The 20,024-nt window shown below is 40.2% G+C and carries 14 protein-coding genes; 5 read left to right on the forward strand and 9 right to left on the reverse strand.

Features of this window, described 5'->3' with window-relative positions; all coding sequences use genetic code 11:
• The first annotated feature begins 95 nt into the window (after window positions 1-95).
• Both ABES02_RS23425 and ABES02_RS23430 read left to right on the forward strand, forming a co-directional pair.
• Complete coding sequence (locus ABES02_RS23425; protein WP_430140132.1) at window positions 96-1,880, forward strand: class I mannose-6-phosphate isomerase; 1,785 nt, start codon at window positions 96-98, stop codon at window positions 1,878-1,880.
• Window positions 1,870-2,775 carry an ROK family protein gene (locus tag ABES02_RS23430; protein ID WP_430140133.1) on the forward strand — a complete coding sequence of 302 codons (906 nt, stop codon included), beginning with the start codon at window positions 1,870-1,872 and terminating at the stop codon, window positions 2,773-2,775. Before ABES02_RS23425 ends, ABES02_RS23430 begins: the two co-directional genes overlap by 11 nt.
• A gap of 38 nt (window positions 2,776-2,813) precedes the next feature.
• Here ABES02_RS23430 and ABES02_RS23435 read toward each other — a convergent pair whose 3' ends face one another.
• From ABES02_RS23435 to ABES02_RS23475, 9 genes are all read right to left on the reverse strand, one after another.
• Window positions 2,814-4,514: a sugar phosphorylase gene (locus tag ABES02_RS23435; RefSeq protein ID WP_430140134.1), complete on the reverse strand. Its 1,701-nt coding sequence runs from the start codon at window positions 4,512-4,514 to the stop codon at window positions 2,814-2,816.
• A 223-nt stretch (window positions 4,515-4,737) separates the two neighbouring features.
• Window positions 4,738-6,378 (reverse strand): MGH1-like glycoside hydrolase domain-containing protein, encoded by a 1,641-nt coding sequence (locus tag ABES02_RS23440; protein WP_430140135.1) that lies wholly within the window; start codon window positions 6,376-6,378, stop codon window positions 4,738-4,740.
• Window positions 6,379-6,419: 41 nt separating this feature from the next.
• The gene (locus ABES02_RS23445; RefSeq protein ID WP_430140136.1) at window positions 6,420-7,109 is read right to left on the reverse strand and encodes an SGNH/GDSL hydrolase family protein; all 690 of its coding nucleotides are present in this window, start codon (window positions 7,107-7,109) and stop codon (window positions 6,420-6,422) included.
• 11 nt (window positions 7,110-7,120) lie between these two features.
• A complete protein-coding gene (locus tag ABES02_RS23450) occupies window positions 7,121-7,939 on the reverse strand; it encodes a carbohydrate ABC transporter permease (RefSeq protein ID WP_430140137.1) in 819 nt (272 codons plus the stop codon).
• A gap of 11 nt (window positions 7,940-7,950) precedes the next feature.
• Window positions 7,951-8,853 carry a carbohydrate ABC transporter permease gene (locus ABES02_RS23455; protein WP_430067396.1) on the reverse strand — a complete coding sequence of 301 codons (903 nt, stop codon included), beginning with the start codon at window positions 8,851-8,853 and terminating at the stop codon, window positions 7,951-7,953.
• A 57-nt stretch (window positions 8,854-8,910) separates the two neighbouring features.
• The gene (locus tag ABES02_RS23460) at window positions 8,911-10,242 is read right to left on the reverse strand and encodes an ABC transporter substrate-binding protein (RefSeq protein ID WP_430140138.1); all 1,332 of its coding nucleotides are present in this window, start codon (window positions 10,240-10,242) and stop codon (window positions 8,911-8,913) included.
• 36 nt (window positions 10,243-10,278) lie between these two features.
• Complete coding sequence (locus tag ABES02_RS23465) at window positions 10,279-11,643, reverse strand: glycosyltransferase (protein WP_430140139.1); 1,365 nt, start codon at window positions 11,641-11,643, stop codon at window positions 10,279-10,281.
• Between the two features lie 67 nt (window positions 11,644-11,710).
• Window positions 11,711-12,733 carry a LacI family DNA-binding transcriptional regulator gene (locus ABES02_RS23470; RefSeq protein WP_430140140.1) on the reverse strand — a complete coding sequence of 341 codons (1,023 nt, stop codon included), beginning with the start codon at window positions 12,731-12,733 and terminating at the stop codon, window positions 11,711-11,713.
• Window positions 12,734-12,884: 151 nt separating this feature from the next.
• Window positions 12,885-14,027, reverse strand: a complete 1,143-nt coding sequence (locus ABES02_RS23475; RefSeq protein WP_430140141.1) for a glycerate kinase family protein — start codon at window positions 14,025-14,027, stop codon at window positions 12,885-12,887.
• A gap of 130 nt (window positions 14,028-14,157) precedes the next feature.
• Between ABES02_RS23475 and ABES02_RS23480 the strand changes: the two genes are divergently transcribed.
• From ABES02_RS23480 to mngB, 3 genes are all read left to right on the forward strand, one after another.
• A complete protein-coding gene (locus ABES02_RS23480) occupies window positions 14,158-14,886 on the forward strand; it encodes a MurR/RpiR family transcriptional regulator (RefSeq protein WP_430140142.1) in 729 nt (242 codons plus the stop codon).
• A 142-nt stretch (window positions 14,887-15,028) separates the two neighbouring features.
• Entirely contained in the window at window positions 15,029-16,966 is a 1,938-nt protein-coding gene (mngA, locus tag ABES02_RS23485) for a PTS 2-O-a-mannosyl-D-glycerate transporter subunit IIABC (protein ID WP_430140143.1), read from the forward strand.
• 233 nt (window positions 16,967-17,199) lie between these two features.
• Window positions 17,200-19,809 (forward strand): mannosylglycerate hydrolase, encoded by a 2,610-nt coding sequence (gene mngB, locus ABES02_RS23490; protein ID WP_430140144.1) that lies wholly within the window; start codon window positions 17,200-17,202, stop codon window positions 19,807-19,809.
• Window positions 19,810-20,024: the final 215 nt, after the last annotated feature.

Here is a 20,024-nt window from a genome sequence, read left to right on the forward strand (position 1 = left end):
TTTTTGAAAAAACATGACTTCCTTATGTAAATACTTCACACCCTTCTATCGATATGATGAGTGTAGAAATTAATGAAAAATGGAGGAACTGCGTCATGTTCAATAAATATCCAGTAAACCAAGTTCGGGAGCAGCTTGAAACCAACCCGCTCACCGTTGGTTATGAATCTATTATTAACGGCATCTTATCTTTTTTAGAAAAACAGCAAAATGAAAACCCTATTCTTGCCTTAGACGGGACTCACGGTGCCGATTTTCAAGCGTTTCTTCAACCTTTAATCGCTACAATCGAAAAACAAGGTTACACGCCAATTGTCCACAGTACTGCTGGCTACTTAAAATCCGGAGAACTGCTCCGAAAGCAATTTGCGGAGAACATTACCGACAATCGCGCATTTGGATATGTAATCGAATCAGATATCTCTACCTATTTTGTTGATGATGCCCAGTCAACCCTCGCTCATTCATTACAAATAGACGAATGCGAAAAGAAAGTGGCCATCGTCTTTGGCCCAGGTGCCTATTGGCTTACAGAAGGCAAATACGATTTGTTCTATTTTCTCGACATTTCCAGAGAGGCCCAGCAGTTGGAATATAAAAAACAGCTGTTAAATTTCGGCATGACCTGGAACCGGGACGGGGTGGAAAAATATAAAATTGCTTATTTCGTAGAATGGCCGATTCTTGAAACTTACCGTAAAAAACTACTTAGCAAAATCGATGTTTACGTGGATATGAACCAGCCGAACAAACCAGTCGCCACTACCGGAACTGGGCTTAAAGAAATGATCGCGCAAATCACACGCGCACCGATGAGGGTAAAGCCTTTCTTCGCACCAGGGGTTTGGGGCGGTCAGCATCTGAAGGAAATGGTCGATTTACCAGAAGATTGGGTAAACTGCGCTTGGGGATTTGAACCCATTGCACCTGAAAACTCCATTCTGATTGGCTATCAAGATACAATCATTGAGGTACCGTTTCTCATCGTGATGGCCTATGAACACTTAACCATCATGGGAGAACGCAATGTAGGGTTGTTTGGCGACTATTTCCCTGTCCGCTTCGATTATCTGGACACAATCGATGGAGATAATCTATCGTGCCAAGTTCATCCGAAACAAGAATATGTCCGGAAGCAGTTTAATGAACTGATGACGCAGCAGGAATCCTACTACATTATGGATAAAAAGGGCGATTCAAAGGTCTATCTTGGATTAACAGAAAACTGTACGCGAGAAGGATTCCTAAATGCGGTAACAACCGCACAAGAAACAGCTGTACCAATGCCTTTCACAGACTATGTAAATGAGTTTCCTGCAGAAAAAGGCGATTTATTTCTTATTCCAACCGGGACAGTTCACTGCTCTGGAAAAGATAATCTTGTTCTTGAAATTTCATCTACTACATGGTGGTTTACGTTTAAAATCTATGATTATTTACGAAAAGACTTGGACGGAAAGCCGCGCCCAGTTAACATTGATCATGCCTTTAAGAATATTGATTTTTATAAAAAAACAGATTGGGTCAAAGAAAATTTGATCCCTGAACCACAGTTAGTCCAAGTACAAGGTGAGAATGAAGAATACTTGCTTGGACAAAGAGATGACCTCCTTTTCTACGTAAAAAGGATTCACCTTCAAACAGAATGGATGGATAACACAAACAATGAGTTTGTCATGTATAATCTCGTCGAAGGAGAACGCATCCGGATTGTTTCCAGTACGGATGAATCTATATTTGTAGAACTTGAATATGCTGAATCTTATATTCTGCCTTCTGTGCTCGGAGCCTATAAAATCATGAATCTGGGGTCCACTCCTTGTAAACTCATAAAAGCAGGAGTCTCACCTAATTGGGATGTGAGTTTCATTGAAGGCTGATGTTGTTTTTGCTTTAGATGTAGGGGGAACATATATCAAGGCTTGCGTACTCGAACAAGATAGGATTCTAGAAGAGACCATTTGTCAATTTGAGGCGCATTCACATGAAAGCCTAGAAAACATCATGACTCATTTTGTCGGCATCCTTACAGCCCTAGCAGCCAAATACAAAACGAACGCCACACTCTATCAAAAAGGACTAGGGATTGGCTTCACCTTCCCTGGTCCATTCGATTATGAGAATGGTATCAGCTATATAAAAGGACTAAATAAGTTTGAGTCCTTGTACGGCGTGAACCTCCGGGAACAATTACTCGATCGATTACGCGCGACTGAGCTTGGGCATGAGGCGAAGAATATCAAACTGATGTTTGAGAATGATGGCCGACTTTTCGGCTTAGGCGCGAGTACACTTTTTCCAGATGAACGAATCATTTGCTTGACCATCGGCACCGGACTCGGCTCCGTCTTTATTGACCATGGGAAAATCATCAAAACGGCTGAAAGCATCCCTGCTGAAGGGTATCTCTACAATCAACCCTTTAGGGATAACATGATCGACAATCATTTCTCCCGGAGAGGTATTTTAAACGCTGCAGCAGCAAAAGGAATGACCCAAGTTGGGGTAGATGTGAAAGAACTTGCAGAGATGTCCAGAAACGGAAATAGGACCGCTGCGTCCCTTTTCGCTCAATTCGGCGATGACCTTGGTGAAATGCTCCTCCCTTATATCGAGAAATTCCAGCCGCATCGAATCATTATCGGAGGACAAATCGCCAAAGCCTTTGATTTATTTCAAAACAACTTGGAAGAAAACCTGACAAGAACAAAAATAATCTCGCTTGATAACGCCTTACATTATACCTTCTTGGGCATTTCCCGAATGTTTGCATAGAAAAAAGGAAAACGATCATCGTCGTTTTCCTTTTTCTATTATTCTTCGATTTTGATCCACATGGATTGGTATGGCTGTAATGTTACAGTGTTAACAATTTCCTCTGACCCAATAATATCCAAGCCTGAAAACTCAGTATTTAGATTTACGGTATCATTTGAAACGTTAACAAGGACGACCATTTCATCACCTGTTTCTGCATTCGTTCTTTTAATGGAAAACACGCGATCATCTAAAAATAACACTTCCTGCTTAGCGTTCGGGCTAAAGGCTTTTTGACTTCTTCTCAGTTTAATGCGATTGGAAAACTCGGTGAAAATCGTATTCCGAAGGGAGTCAGCCTCTAATTCAGCTAATAACGTTTCTTTATTTAATTTCTCACGATTGATTCTTCGATTAATTCCTGATTCCTCGACACCCTGATAATAGTTTCGAGACCCTAGTAAGCTATGAATATAGATTCCTGGAACTCCAATGACGGATAATAAAATCGTGTGTGCCGCAAGAAACTTGTTTACCCTAACATCCTGTTGTTCATCAGGGTGTGTCAAGGCATCCAGGTAGTTGATATTCAACTCATAGGGGCTCTTTGTTCCATCTCCATTATCTTTAAAAGAGACAAGTCCTCCATGAGTAATCGTTTTATCAACCATGAATTGTTTCTCTTCCTCCGATAAAATTCCCTCAGTGGGCCTCATGCCAACTCCATCATGGGATGATAAGAAATTAAAGAAGGAAGTCGCATTCGTTGTAGGTTCAAGGCTTGCAGCCCACTCCGATAATTTTCGGGCATTCCCGGTATGGAAGGAGAAAAGCGTTAATGGCGGCAATGGGAATTGATAGACCATTTGCGCTTCATCATAACCATTTCCAAAATAGCTAATATTATCTTTGTGCGGTACATTGGTTTCGGTGATTAAAATCGTTCCAGGTGCACTCAGTTCCAACACTTCTCTAATTAGTTTAATGATGGCATGGGTTTCTTCAAGATGCATACAGGTAGTCCCAAGTTTTTTCCACATGAATCCGATGGCGTCGAGTCTTATGAACCTTGAACCATTCACTGCATACATATTTAATATATCAAGAATCTCTAATAATACCTTTGGATTCTCAAAATTAATATCAATTTGATCGTCACTAAACGTTGTCCAAATATGCTTTATTCCTTCATTTGTTTCAAACGGAGTCAGTAAAGGCAATGCTCTTGGGCGCGTTACTTTACTATAGTCCAAGGAAGGATCTGCCTCGATAAAATAATCTTTATACTTCTCATCACCCTTAAGATACCCTTGAAACCAATCGCTGCTTTTGGAAATGTGGTTAATAACCGCATCGAACATTAAATCAAAATCATTGGCTATGTCATTCACATCTGACCAGCTGCCTAGTTGCGGGTCGATTTCTCGATAATCCACTACCGAAAACCCATCATCGGAAGTATAGGGATAAAACGGTAAAATATGAACCGCTGATAAAGTATCCTTTGTATACTTCCCCAAAAATTCCCTTAGTGTTTGCAATGGAGCTTTTCCATCCTCTTTAATCGAGTCACCGTAGGTGATCAACATGACATCATCTTCTGTTACCCAAGGCTTCGGTGATACATTCGCGCTTGAATATTTCTCTATTAATTTTTCAATATCTTGATAGACCCCCTGGACCTTTTCACCATACAATAGCTCCAGTTTTTGGCTGATACTCTCCCTTTTTTCTAAACTTGTTTTATTCATAGTCATATGTTCCTCCATCATCTCTTTACGTTGAATATTAAAGAATAGGCTCTGTTAAACTAGTCTGTTGATTTCCGCTCCAGGCGCGAGCGGTTCGCGGGCGTGCCGGGGAGCCTCCTCGGCGCATTCGCGCCTGTGGGGTCTCCCCTGCCCCGTACTCCCGCAGGAGTCTTCGCGCCTTCCGCTCTAATCAACGAGCTTTGAAAATCAACATTGTCCTTTAACATAGCTAAAGAATAAATTGCAGGTGCCCATTAAGCTCCATGATTTTTTCTCTTCCATCTGCATATACCTTAAGAGTTAAAGGACCATTACTTTCTGCCTTCACCTTCACAGTCCCGTCTTCCTGTGGTACAGCAAGAAGATGAATCGTTTTTCCGTTAAACCAATAGCGATTGCAGCCGATTTCCCCTAAGCCAGTGTCTATTTTCCATGTAAGTTCATTGAGAGGTGCGTTCCCTCTTAGTCCTAGCCTATATTCCACAAAATACAGGACCGGTGCAATTCCGGACCAGCCAACAAAATCTTTTTTATCGGCATCACCAGCCGTAACACTATCAGGTGCGTAATTTTCCCAAATCGTTCCGGTATCTTCAAATACTTGGACGACATTTTCTAAATGATTGATGGCAATTTCTTTCGCTAATGCATCATATCCATATTTCTCAAGTCCACGAACCACCATCGTATTGGTAGGAGCCCATACCGAACCTTGCCAATAGCCGCCCAATGGATTGTATTCTTCTTCATCCGCAGCTAACGTCGGCACACGATGAACCCGGTTAAAGGTTTTTGGGTCTTCGAGCCATTCAGCTAAACGTTTTGCCTGTTCTTGATTTGCCACCTCTGCTAACAATGACCAAAAGGCAGCAACGGTTTTGATAGGAGCGCGTTCACCATCATCCGTAACATCAAAATAAAAGCCTTTGTGATCATCCCACATATATTGATTAATGGAATCTGTAAATTCCCGTGAATCACGGTCCAATCGTTCCATGTGCACAGTTATTTCATTTACTAGGTCAGCATTTTCCGATTTTGCTGAAAGGATGCGGGCCATTTCTACTAAGTTACGGGCAAACAATACCATCTCGCAGCTAATATCAACGCCGCTGCCGAGATATTTGTTTCTAGGTGAGTTATCCATACTCGCCCAGTCTGTTACAAATAATCCGTACTGGTTATATAAGTGATAACACATCGCTTCATAGTATTTAAAAAGAGGCTTCCAAACTAATTCTAAACGGTCAATATCGCCCGTATGCTGATAACTCTCCAATTCTGCCCAAGCCATAATCGGATGGTTCAAGTTATCCAGCGTTAGATAAGGAGGTACTTCTACTTCTCGTCCTAACTTTGGTTGAAGCATGTTCTCATACTTTGGCGGCTCCACACCCTGTAAACCACGATGCTTATAATGATTATGAAAAAATGAATGAAGTGGTTTCCGATCATGGTTCACCCACTTTGGGAAATCTTCGCCTGTTTCTCTGACGATTTCTCTTGGAATCTCACCATTCTCAAACTGTTTACAATAGAAATTATCTAGCGAACGGATTCCTGGGATAAAAGGATGGGCAAGATTACAAAACATCGTAATAAAGGCCGTATCCCACATAAAAATATCTGCATTAAAAGCCGCGTCGACAAAATTACTGACAAAGCCGCTCTTTTCTGTAGGAGCATACACATTTTGATAGGCAATCTCCCATGTTCGCCAATAACAATTAATTTCATTCGGGTACTTTTCACAGATTGGCTCCGGAATGAAATGGCGTGCTTCACTAAAAGGAATGATTGGTTGATCCTGATACTCTTTTTTATTAAAAAACAGTCCCCGCTGTTGTGTTTTAGAAGATTGAAATTCCATGGATATGCCTCACTTTATAAAAATTAAGAAATCCTATTAATTTACTTTTTATTAGAAGTCAGTAATTGATATTTTTCTATAGTGTTCACAATTTCACTTGCAGTAATAAGGTAAGCATATCTACTTGGATGTATAGTGTCATTTTGATCGATAAACCATTGAATCGGTGTTCCCTGATTCACTTCTTGTTGTACACGTTCATATACGTTTGCTAAAGGAAGACCTTCTTTCTTAGCAAATTCAAGAGCCGCTTTAAGGTAACGATCTGAATACTCAGCCCATTCTCTTCTTAGTTCTACATTAACATCATTATAGGTAGGGATATTCCCTAAAAAGTTTTCTTTATCAGGGGGAATGGTTACTAAAAATAATACCTTGGCTGGAGTCGTTTCTTTTATGGTTTGAACAAGCAGCCGCAATTCATTTTGATAGTTTAGAATTTGATGGCCTCCATCCAAACGATGATTATATGCAAACGACTCCACAATAACTAAATCCGGGCTAATGGCAGATAAACATTTCATATTTCCTTCTTTAAAAGGATTGGGATATTCATGAGTAATCCGATATTTTCCATATTCAGCCCGCGTTCCGCTTACACCATAATTGAGTAATTCAAACTCCAAGTCACTAAATGCAGTAGATAAACTTTCTTTTAACTCCCGCATTTCAGTACCCCAAAATGCTGTCATTGAGTCCCCTAAACAGGCAATTACTTTCTTTTTGCTCATCAATAAGCCTCCTATCCTTTTACAGAACCAGCCATGAGGCCTGTAATGAATTGTTTTTGTAGACTTATAAATATAATAACTACTGGAAGCAGAGATATTACATTCGCAGCAAGGATGTGTGACCAAGGAACAGCCACATTTTGTTGAGCCAGCATCGCTAAACGCAATGGAATCGTAAATTTATCTTCACTTTGAAGTAAAACTAACGGCATCGTGAAGGAATTCCAATTTTGTACGAACATAATAATCGTTAATGTAGTAACGGCAGGCTTAATTAATGGGAAGACCATTTGGAAGAAAATACGGAACTCTCCGCAGCCATCAATTCTTGCAGCCTCAAGTAATTCTGTCGGAACATCATCAATATATTGTTTGGTAAAAAAGATACCAAACACCGTTACAGAAAACGGTAAAATTAGCCCTGTCAAAGTATCGTACATACCCATTTTCGAAATAATAAAATATAGAGGCAGCAATAATACAGTCGGTGGAACGGTCATTGTTCCTATTAGAATAAGAAATAATGTATTTTTACCTAAAAACCGCTTCTTCGAAAATGCATAGCCAGCCATGGTAGAGAAAATGACAATTAAAACCGTTGTAGATATAGAAACAATAATGGAATTGAACATTGTTTGGCCAAAATTCAATAAATCCCATATCTGCGGGTAGTTACTCCAGACAAATTCCTTTGGCCAATAGGTTGGAGGAAATTGAGTAATCTCCGCATCACTTTTAAAGCTGCTTACGACCAACCAATAAATGGGAAGAAAAAATAAAAAACCTGTAACCCAGAGTACTATTGTTAATATTGACTTATTGTTTTTCATGTTTTCCCCTCCTATCCTAATCTTTTATCGACAATCCTTTTTTGTATTAAGGTAACGACAATGACAAAAATGAATAACAAATACGACATGGCAGCGGCAGGTCCAATTCTAAAATACTTAAAAGCTTCATTATAAATTAAGAACGGAACTGTTATAGTTGAATCCGCCGGGCCGCCTCCCGTCATAATGATAATCTCCTGGAAAATGTGCAGTGTATCAATAATTAATAAAATTGATACAACCAACGATACTCGCCCCAATAATGGCCAAGTGATCAGCCTGAATTTCTGAAACGTAGTTGCACCATCTACATCAGCAGCCTCATACAAATCCTTTGGAATATTTTGTAATCCAGCTAAATAAATCAACATGAAGTAGCCAATTTTTTCCCAACAGGTCATGATGGCTATGACCGGCATGGCCCATAGGGTGCTAGATAACCAATTCGGTCCTGTCACGCCAAAGTTTTGAAGCAATGCATTGACTAGCCCTCTGTCCCCATTAAAAAGGAACATAAAGATTAAACTGGTACTGACCACGGATATAATATAAGGAATAAAAATGACGGAACGCACAAAGTTTACGCCTTTTAACTTCTGATTCAACAAGATTGCAAGGCCTGCGGAAGCAAACATTGTGATTGGAATAAAAATAACGCCAAAGTAAAGTGTATTAAAAATAGATTTTATAAATAATGGATTATCAAGTGCCTTCTTATATTGACCAAGCCCCACAAAAGATCCGGGTACGTCAAATAAACTTGAATTTTTCAGCAGGATAGGATTAACATCCTTAAAGCTAGCTAGAAAAGACCAAATGATAGGATAAAGCAAAAATAATCCTAAAACGATAATAGTAGGCAATATAAATACATAACTGTTCAGTTCACCGATTGAACCTCGTATTTTCTTCACTGTTTACGCCCTCCTTACAAGGAGAGCACCTAAAAAATAGGTGCTCGTCTCCAAAACTTATTTGGACTGTTTAATGATGTCATTTCCTCGGTCTTCGATTTGTTTCAAGCCTTCTTCAACACTGATTTTCCCTGATACAACCTGGTTTAGTACACTTGTATAAACCTCTGTTTCAATTTGTGTCCATGCTGGAATTGGTGTTGAAATACTAGGATACTTTAATCCATCAATGAAAACATTAAACTCTGGATGATCCTTTAAATATTGCATATCCGCTAAATCTTTACGGATTGGAATACGGAATGGGTAGTATTGTCCGTTGATTTTTTCACCCTTCATGATCATTTCTTGCGCTTCTTTAGAACCAAGATATTTAATTAGTTCTACAGAGGCATCGAATTTAGCTCCCTCAACTCCGGTAGGAATACTCAACATGTAAGTCGAAACGTCTGCGCCTTTTCCTGCTGGACCTGCTGGCATGGCTGCTGTTCCTACTTCAAACGCATTTCCTGTTTTCCAAATATCTGTAACTCCCCATGGTCCTTGGAATTCCATTGCTGTTACTTGGTTGCGGAAATCAGCCATGACGCCGCCGCCATCTTTATTAGTTGTATCTGAAGGAGAGGTTTCTGCAACTAACTTCTTGTAAAATTCAAGAGCTTCTTTTCCTTCTGGTGAATTAAGTGCTATTTTATAATCGCTTCCATCCTTTTTGACTAAATCTGCGCCAGCCTGTGTCATAAACATATTAACCATCCAAGTGATATCATAGGTTTGTTTACCTACAAGCCCAAGTCCATATTGATCAATTTTTCCGTCGCCGTTCGTATCAACCGTTAATTTTTTGGCATCTGCATATAGCTCTTCCCATGTTTTTGGAGCCTCTTTAATTCCAGCCTTTTCAAATAAATCTTTATTGTAAACTAATTGAATCGTATGACCTAACCATGGAAGACCATAAACTTTCTTATCATATACAGCTTGATTCCAAGACTGCTTATAGTAATTATTTTTCTGACCGCTTAATTCTTTCGTTAAATCTGTAAATCCTTGCTGAGGTGCCAGCCCAAGTAAATCTCTGTAAGCTACTTGAATGACCTCTGGAGCTTTTCCACTTAGAATCTGTGTTAATAATTTCTGATCTCCTTGAGAACTGCCAATCAATTCTACTTTAATATTCGGATTCTTTTCTTCGAATTTATTCAAAACTTCTCGAACCGCTAAGCCTCTGTCTGAATCGCTTGGCCATGCAATTTGCATTCTAATGGAGACAGGCTCTTTTGATTTGCTTTCTTTACTTGCGGCTGAACTTTCTTTTTCTTTGCCGCAACCCAATAAACCTAAAGATAGTGTGAGGACTGCAATTACTAGCAAAATCAACTTTCTCATGAAAAAACCACCCTTACTATTATTTTTTATACACAATTAAAGCGGCAATGCTGCTTTATTGAAGATTGGAAGACTATGAAGGTATTTATATAGAGCTTCATAGGAATAATATTTTTTTGCCATTTCAAAGTTGTTTTCCGTTACATCCTTATACAGCTTTTCATCAGATAGGATTTGATTCGCTTTCAATCCTGCTGAAACTACTTTTTCATTCGGGATTTCTACTAAACCTTGATTATTAATAGTATGTGTGTCACCAAGAGATATAAATGAGAACCCTTTATCTTGAATGTCGGTCAAATAGACCGGATATTCATAAACCACCATCGGTTTTTTGGCAAAAACCGCCTCTAACAGCTGGTTCCCCCAGCCCTCTAAAATGCTAGGGTAGGTAACCAAATCCGAAAATACGTAAGCATCCCATAAGGAGTAAACCTTTTCATTATTTTCGATTCTTCTGGAATGGTCGATTTTATCATTCACAAACCTGATATCTACACCAAGACTTTCCGCCTTATTCTTTAAGTGTTCGAGATATTGCGGAGTCGATTCAGGTAACCCTGCCAAAACATATACAATTCTGCTGTTTTCACTGAACGATTTCCCATTATAAAGCTGCTTCATTTTGGTTAGATGATCGGCATTTTGCAGTTCACCTACCACTTCAATTCCAAGCTCAATCGCTTTTCTTTCCGTGATTCTAGTAGCTTGCAAAACAAGAATGTCATCTTCCCCTACATTGATCGACTTTCGAAAATCCTGGTTATACTCATCAACCTTCCAAGCGTCACCTTCAAAATGAAAAACATTTGGAACAACCGTTGCTATAATTCCTTTTCGTTTTTCCAGCTCTTCCTTAGCGATATGGTTGATGACAACATGAGTGATGTTAGCTAGATTTGGTGGAAAGTATTCCTCAAGATACTCTTGGATAAAGCTGCACGTTGGATGACTATACCGATCTCTTTCCCAATGGAAATCGTGGTGATGGGCGACAAACTTTATCCCTGATTTTTTCGCCGCATTCGTAAAAGCAATCCCCGCTGGCAATCCCCAGCCTAAAGACAAAATATTATTTGGAATCATCACGTCAATCTTTTCTTTTTCGATAAATTCCAGAAGCTTTTGCTCAATTTTTTGGGCAAACTCGAGGATTTCTTTTTTCAATGAAGCTTCGTCAGGATAATCCTTCAGGTTGTCATAAGCATTCTCTACAATGCGGTCATTAATAGGATGCTTATAGTGAAGCTCTTCAATGATAAATGAATTTGTTAACCCTTCACTGCCTGCTAAAAAGACAACCTCATGCCCCATTCGTTCAAAAATCAACTTCCATTTTTCCATTTCAAGTGAAACTCCATCGGTTTCACCAACTCGAAAGTGGGCTAACGCTATTTTCAAATGATCACCTCATTTGTATATATTTTGGCCTTCCACCGAAAACGTTTTTGGTAAAAGGCAAAAAAAATTATTTCTTACAAGGAGCCGTTGTTTCTCTAATAATTAGCTCACAAGGTACTACCACTGGGTATGGTCGATAGGCAGCGTCGTCAATGATTTTCATCAATAAACGCATCGCTTCACTACCCATTTCATACTTTGACTGTCTCACTGTCGTTAGTGCTGGCTTATGCTGAGACGCTTCTTTAATATCATCAAACCCAATAACAGAAATGTCTTCAGGTACGCGATAGCCATTTTCCATCAACGTTTCCATCACAACAAGTGCCATGCTATCACTAGCGACAAACAATGCCGTAACATCTTGATGTTTCTTTATAACGGCTTGAGTGGCTTCTTTTGTTTTTTCATCTGAGAAATACCCAAGCTTCACTAGATCAGAATCAACTTCAATTTTACCTTCGCCTAGTCCAGCTTTATAACCGTATAGCCGGTCAAAACTTAGTTTACCAATCTCATCCCCACCGATGAAGCCAATCTTTTTATGCCCCAATCCTAACAAATAGTTAACCGCTTTCTTCGCTCCTAAGTAGTTGTTTGACTCTACATAGCTGCATCTTTCACCCTCTAAAGGTAAATCAATCGCTACGCATGGGATGCCGCTTTCCTGTAATTCAAGGAGCTGTTCATTTTTCTTTTTCCCTTCCCCGGTCAAAATCAAGAATACCCCGTCAACGCCGCGTTCTCTGCAAAGTGTCGTATAGGTGGCTCTTTGTTTGTGGGAATTGGTAAAAATCAACAAGTCATATCCTGCATTGCCTGCTACCTCTCTGACAGCTGAGATTACTTCGATAAAGAACGGATGATCAAAACCAGAATTCTTTTGATCACCAAAGAAAATCCCAATGGTGTAAGAGCGCTTTTGTACTAAACTTTTGGCAGCTGCATTCGCAAAATAGTTTAATTCTTTTGCCAGCTGCATGATTTTCTCTCTTGTTTGTGGATTAACATCCTGGTAATTATTCAGTGCCCTAGAAACTGTCGATACAGATACTCCAGCTTTTCGAGCGATATCTTTAATTGAAGTCATGTTATTCACCTAAATTTCCGAAAACGTTTTTGGAACTTGGATTCATAATAACATGTGTTTGTTACCGTTTACAACTTTTTTTGAAAATATTTTTTTGTTCTTTAGAATTTGATTTCAGGTCACCCGGGAATAATGCTTTACTCCTCCCCTACTAATTCATGAACACACCATAAACCCTGCCAATTTGCTCAGCTGTCCGTCTCAAATTCATACGAGTTACTTCTGAATTCATTGCTCTATCTAAGTCAATAGGACCGCTTACAATCGTAAAATAAGCGCTTATTCCGGACTCATGCAAAGAAGGATTCCCTTCTGACACATCACCAGCAAGCGCAATTACAGGTATTCCGTGCTTCCTGGCTAGAAGCGCAATACCCGCTGGAGCTTTACCCATCGAGGTTTGTCCATCCAGCTTGCCTTCACCCGTGATAACAAGGTTCACTCCCTGAAGCTTCTCCTCCAGACGTGCCTGATCAAGGATAAGGCGTACACCGGATTCCAATTCAGCATTTAAGAACCCAGCAAAGGCTGCACCCAATCCACCTGCAGCACCTGCCCCGGAAATCCCCTGTAAATCGGTGCCGAACTGTTCCAAAACCACTTCAGCAAAATGTTTAAGAGCATTATCTAATTCCTTGACCATTTCAGGAGTGGCCCCTTTCTGTGGTCCATAAATGCAGGCCGCACCATTTTCCCCATAGAGAGGGTTATTGACATCACAAGCTACTCGAAACCTCACCTGTTTCAATATTTCAGGAACTGAACTGACATCTATTTTGACAATGCTCTTCAACTCAGCACCGCCATGACCGACATTTAAACCTTCCTTATTCAAAAATTGGTATCCTAGCGCTTGAAGCATTCCGACTCCGGCATCATTGGTGGCACTACCGCCAAGTCCAATAATTAAATCACGGCAGCCTTTATCAATCGCTTCCAAAATCATCTCTCCAACACCAAAGGATGTGGTGATAAAAGGATTCCGCTCTTCCTTCTTTAATAAAGGCAGGCCACTGGCTTCGGCAATCTCAATGACCGCTGTCACCTGATCCCCTAAAATTCCGTATCTAGCCTTCACTCGCTTACCTAATGGCCCTGTGACAACAGTATTGACAAAGCGTCCATCTGTCGCATGGACGAGAGCTTCAACCGTACCTTCCCCGCCATCGGCAATCGGCACAGTCTGAATGTTGAACGCCGCATGAGCTTGTAAAAATCCTTCTGCAATCACCTTATTTGCCTCTAAAGATGAAAGACTTCCCTTTAAGGAGTCCATCGCAACTAAAATATTCATCTTCTACCTCCTAACTAAATTGGTGGTTTTGCTTCTTTTCAGTTAAGCCTCCCCAACATGCAATATACCACACCCGGTGGTGAAACAGCCTTCATTATTTGCTATAATAATCCCACTGAGGTGAATAAACTTGCAATTTGAAGAGCGCGTCCATAAGTATGAATACAAATTAAATGATACTGATGATCAAATTATTGAATATATCGAAAAAAACAAAGAAGATTTCGTGAACCAATCCATTCAATCCTTAGCAGCCAGTCTCTATACTGTACCGAATACGATAACAAGACTATCTAAAAAACTTGGATATGATGGATTCTCACACCTCAAAAATAGTATTAAGGAAGAACTGGAATCTGCCAAAGCACCTGTTGAGGATAGTTCTTATTTTTTTATCCAGAAAACCTTCGAACTCATCGACTTGGAACGAATCGAAACGTCGGCGAAAATGCTTCATGACGCAAAGCATGTCATCTTCTTTGGTGTTGGTGACACGGCTGATTTTTGCGACATCATGGTCCGGAACCTGAGAGTAGTAGGGAAAACCTCCCAACACTTTATTCACCGCCATGAAATGGTTCACATGCTTGATCAAATGACGAAACACGATGTTTTGTTTCTCATCAGCCTATCCGGTGAAACACCGCAAATTCTCGAAATGGCTGAAATAGCGGATCAAAGAGAAATTCCGATTATTTCATTAACACACTTTACGAGGAACTCTCTTCAAGAAACTGCTGCAGTCAATCTATTTTGCTATGCACCAAAAAAAATCAAAAACGGTTACAATATTACGGACCGAACACCAGTGATGATTGTTCTGCAAACATTATCGCAATATTATTGGGACCACTTTTAAAAATGTGTACATATACACGTGAAAACGCTTAATATATAAACCACTGTGTAAAAATAAGAAGAATCGATCTTCTTATTTTTTTTTTGCTACGATAGACCCAGGAATTGAAAACACTTTCACGAAAAATAAGGAGGTAAACCATATGCAACTACAAGCACTTACCTCACCAAGCTTAATCAGTACCGGAAAAAGCTTCAGCTCTAAAAAAGAAGTTATCCAGTACTTGGTCAAGCAGCTAGGTGAAGCTGGAAAATTACATTCTGAAAAAGAATTTCTTCAATCTGTTTTCGATAGAGAAAAGATGTCACCCACAGGGTTTGAAGGCGGACTTGCTATTCCTCACGGCAAATCGACAGCCGTCAAGGAAGCCGCTTTTGCTATAGCGACCCTTAAAACCCCAGTAACAGACTGGGAAAGCATTGATCCAACAAACAAGGTACAGCTTGTTATCCTGCTTGCCATTCCAGAAAATGAGGCAGGCTCAACCCATCTTACATTGCTAGCGGAATTCGTTAGAAGATTGTCAAACGAAGAATATAAAAACAGACTGTTACATGCAAAGACAAATACAGAACTTTTCAACCAATTAGATAAAACAGAAACAGAATCTCCAAAAGCAACCGTTAAAAAATTGAACAAAACAATTTTAGCCATCACAGCCTGTCCGGCAGGAATTGCCCATACTTATATGGCAGCGGAAGCGCTAACGAAAGCCGGTAAGGAACTAGGCGTTGATGTATTTGTTGAAAAGCAAGGGGCAAACGGCATTGAAGACCGCCACACAATAGCCCTGTTGAATAAGGCGGACGCGGTTATCTTCGCCAATGACGTTGCCGTTAAAAGTGAAGAACGCTTCGCACACTTGCCAAAGGTAAAAACATCGGTCGCAGCACCACTTAGAAACGCGACAGACCTAATTCATCAAGCACTAGAAAAGGCGGAAGCGACACCGAAGAAAAAGTACAATCCAACTCAAACCGCTGAGGCTGAAGAAAGCGGTGAAAAATCATTTAAAACAGAAATTAAAGACTCAATTTTAACAGGTATTTCTTATATTATTCCCGTCATTGTTGCCGGCGGGATGACCTTAGCGGCAGCGGTATTGATTTCTCAAGCATTTGATTTACAAGACGTATATGCACAAGAAGGTTCTTGGCTATGGCTATTAAGACAGCTTGGCGGCGGACTACTTGGACAGCTAATGGTTCCGATATTAGCAGCTTATATGGCTTATGCGATTGCAGATAAACCAGCACTTGGACCTGGTTTTGCGGCTGGTGTGGCAGCCAACTTAATTGGCTCCGGATTCTTAGGCGGTATGCTCGGTGGTTTCTTAGCTGGTTTCTTCTTAAAGTTCTTAAAGAAAAAAATTCAACCAAAAGGAACATTTGCAGGCTTCATTAGCTTCTGGGTATACCCAGTTGTCGGAACACTGGTCGTCGGTTCCATCATGCTATTCGTAATTGGCAAACCACTGGCCATGATTAATCAAGGTTTAATCGACTGGCTCGGCAGTTTATCTGGTGCGAACGCCCTCATTTTAGGAGCGATTCTTGGCGCAATGGTTTCTTTTGACCTAGGCGGCCCAGTCAATAAAGCAGCTTATACCTTCTGTATCGGCGCAATGGCAAGTGGAAACTTCATTCCTTACGCTGCCTTTGCTTCTGTAAAAATGGTATCAGCTTTCTCGGTAACAGGCGCAACTATTATCGGCAAACGGTACTTTACGAAACAAGAACAAGAAATTGGCAAACAAACATGGCTTTTAGGTTTAGCAGGTATCACCGAAGGGGCAATTCCATTTATGATCAATGATCCATTACGCGTAATTCCATCCTTAATTGCAGGTTCTGCAGTAACAGGTGCGATTGTCGCTTACTTTAATATCGGATTAAACGTTCCTGGCGCAGGAATTTTCTCCCTAGCTTTATTAAAAGGACAACCAGCTCTACTTGCTGCAAGCATTTGGCTTGGTGCAGCCTTAATCGGAGCCCTAATTTCAATGGTCCTATTAATTGCAACCCGAAAAAATAAGCTAAAAAAAGAAAACAAAGAGATTTCAGCTGCAAAAGCAGCTTAGAAAGGGTAGTTTTTTTAAAAAAAGGGATTGGTTTTCCAATCAAAAGCAGTTTATCTGCGAAAATTTAGGATTTATCTGCGAAAACTAGTCATTTATCTGCGAAAAGATACAATTTATCTGCGAAAAAATCGATTTTATCTGCGAAACGGAATTTCAATCAGTAAAGATCACAACAAAAACATATGGTACCTAGAGAACAACTCGCTAGGTACCATTGATATTTGGAGGACATCATGAAAAAAGTTCATATCGTACCCCATATGCATTGGGACAGAGAGTGGTACTTTTCAACCGAAGAGTCTCGAATTTTACTTGTTAACAACATGGAAGAAATCATGGAAATGCTCGAAAACAATCCAGACTACCCTTACTACGTATTGGATGGCCAAACTTCGATCCTTGAAGACTACTTTGCTGTAAAACCAGAAAATAAAGAGCGCGTAAAAAAACTCGTCCAAGATGGCAAACTCATTATCGGCCCCTGGTATACGCAAACAGATGAAATGGTCGTTGGCGGCGAATCCATCGTCCGCAACTTACTTTACGGATTAAAGGATACCGAGGAATTTGGCCAGCCAATGATGATTGGCTACCTTCCCGATTCTTTTGGCCAATCCTCCCAAATGCCGCAAATTCTAAATGGATTTGATATTAAGTACTCTATTTTCTGGCGCGGAACATCCGAACGCCATGGCACGGACAAGACTGAATTCTACTGGGAAAGCGATGACGGCTCAAAAGTGTTAGTACAGCTATTCCCGCTAGGCTATGCGATCGGAAAATATCTGCCAGAGGATGAGGAAAAACTACAAGAACGAATCGACAAATATTTTACCGTTCTGGACCGCGGCGCAACAACAGAAAACATTATCCTGCCGAATGGCCATGACCAAATGCCAATTCAAAAAAATATCTTTACCATTATGGAAAAACTGCAAAAGCTTTACCCAGACCGCGAATTTTTCCTAAGCAAATACGAAAATGTTTTTGCAGAACTTGAAAAAAATCAAACTCTGCCAACCATTCAAGGTGAATTTTTGGATGGAAAATACATGCGTGTTCACAGAAGTATCTATTCTACCCGAATGGATATTAAAGCAGCGAACGCCCGAATCGAAAATAAACTCACGAATATCCTGGAGCCACTAGCTTCCATTGCTTATTCGCTAGGCTTCGAATACCATCATGGCTTGATCGAGTTAATCTGGAAAGAAATCATGAAAAACCATGCCCATGACAGTATTGGCTGCTGCTGCTCCGATAAGGTGCATCGTGAGATTATGAATCGATTCTTCCTTGCAGAGGAAAAGACCGATCAACTAATTGAATTTTATAAGCGGAAAATCACGGATTCCATTGATACTGACCGAAATGATGACCGCTTAACAGCGTTTAATCTACTGCCATATGAGCGTAAAGATGTAGTGACCACTACAGTTGTTTCAAAACTGAATTCCTTTACTCTCGAAGATTCAGACGGAAACTCCATTCCTTTTGAGGTATTGGAAAAAGAAATCCTGGATCCAGGCCTAATTGACCGTCAAATCGTTCACTACGGAAACTATGATCCATTTTTCCAATATACCGTTCAATTAAAAGATTTGATTCCAGCAATGGGCTATAAAACATACTTTGTCGTTAACGCTGAGACAAATATGTCCAATACCCTACTGGAAAAAGAAATGGTAGAAACGGACTTTTATACTATTTCTGTAAATCCAAACGGCACGCTAAAGATATACGATAAACAGCTTGAAAAAGAATTCAACAATGTGCTGCTATTAGAAAACGGCGGCGATGATGGAGACGAATATGACTTCTCTCCTCTGTTAGATGAAAAACTTATTTATAGTGAAAATGCCCAGGCTGAAATAAAAATGACACAAAATCAGTATGAAGCCCAAATTGACATTCAGGTTAAGCTTGATGTCCCTGGCGATTTAGAAAATCGAAAAATGAATAAAGTCGATCGCTATGTTGATGTTCACTGGAAGGTAACCATTCCAAACCATCAGCCAATTATTAAAATTGATGCAGAAATAGACAATCAGGCGAACGACCACCGTCTCCGCACCTTGATTCCGACTGGCATAGCCGCTTCCTTCTCGGTATCTGACAACCAATTTGGTTTCATTAAGCGAGATGTCTATGATTCGGCGATGGAATATTGGGAAAAAGAAAATTGGGATGAGCGTCCGGATTCCATTTATCCAATGCTGTCATTCGTCGGCCTGTCTGATGAGGAACATGGTGTAAGTGTTCTAACCAACAGCACAAGAGAATATGAAATTGTCGGGGAGAATTATGATACAATCGCGATTACGCTATTCCGCAGTGTTGGATTTTTAGGAAAAGAGGAAATGCTAAGAAGACCAGGGCGTCCATCCGGAATTAAACTGCCGACACCTGACTCGCAAATGATTGGGAAACTCAAACTAGATTTTGCGATTACAACACATAAGCTCTCAACAACTAAAGCAAACATCGGTAGAATGGCAAAGGAATATACGACACCGATCCAAACCTATAATAAGATTCCGTATAATGCTATGAAGTTAAATGCGTCTGGTGTAAAAACACCATTATCTTTTAGCTTCCTGAATGAAACAAGCCCTGCTGCGGTTTTAAGCACACTGAAAAAAGCAGAAAAGGAAGACCGCTTCGTTCTCCGCTTCTTCAACCCGACTGAAGCAGATACGCAAGCAGCATTTACAGTGAATCGTTCTGTTGACCATGTACAGGAAGGAAACTTGCACGAAAAAACGATTGCCTCATTAGCATTGGACAACAATCAATTTAGTGTCCCATTAAAGCGCAACCAAGTAAAAACTGTTTTATTTTAACAAAAAAAGCCTAGTCCTTCTAATTCTCGAAGGATTAGGCCTTTTTATTTATCCAAATCAGGTACCCTTTATCACCTAATTAACTAGTATTTGACAACTAGCAAACTTAGCACAAAGACCTTAGCCCCTATAGTGTTGCGTAACCATCTTTCAATAGTCTTCTAGGCACCAGTTGGCCGAAAAAGGATGGCAGGACCTGACGTTGCCTTTTAGAC

The organism is Neobacillus pocheonensis (assembly GCF_050477905.1).
Lineage (GTDB): Bacteria > Bacillota > Bacilli > Bacillales > Cytobacillaceae > Neobacillus > Neobacillus pocheonensis_A.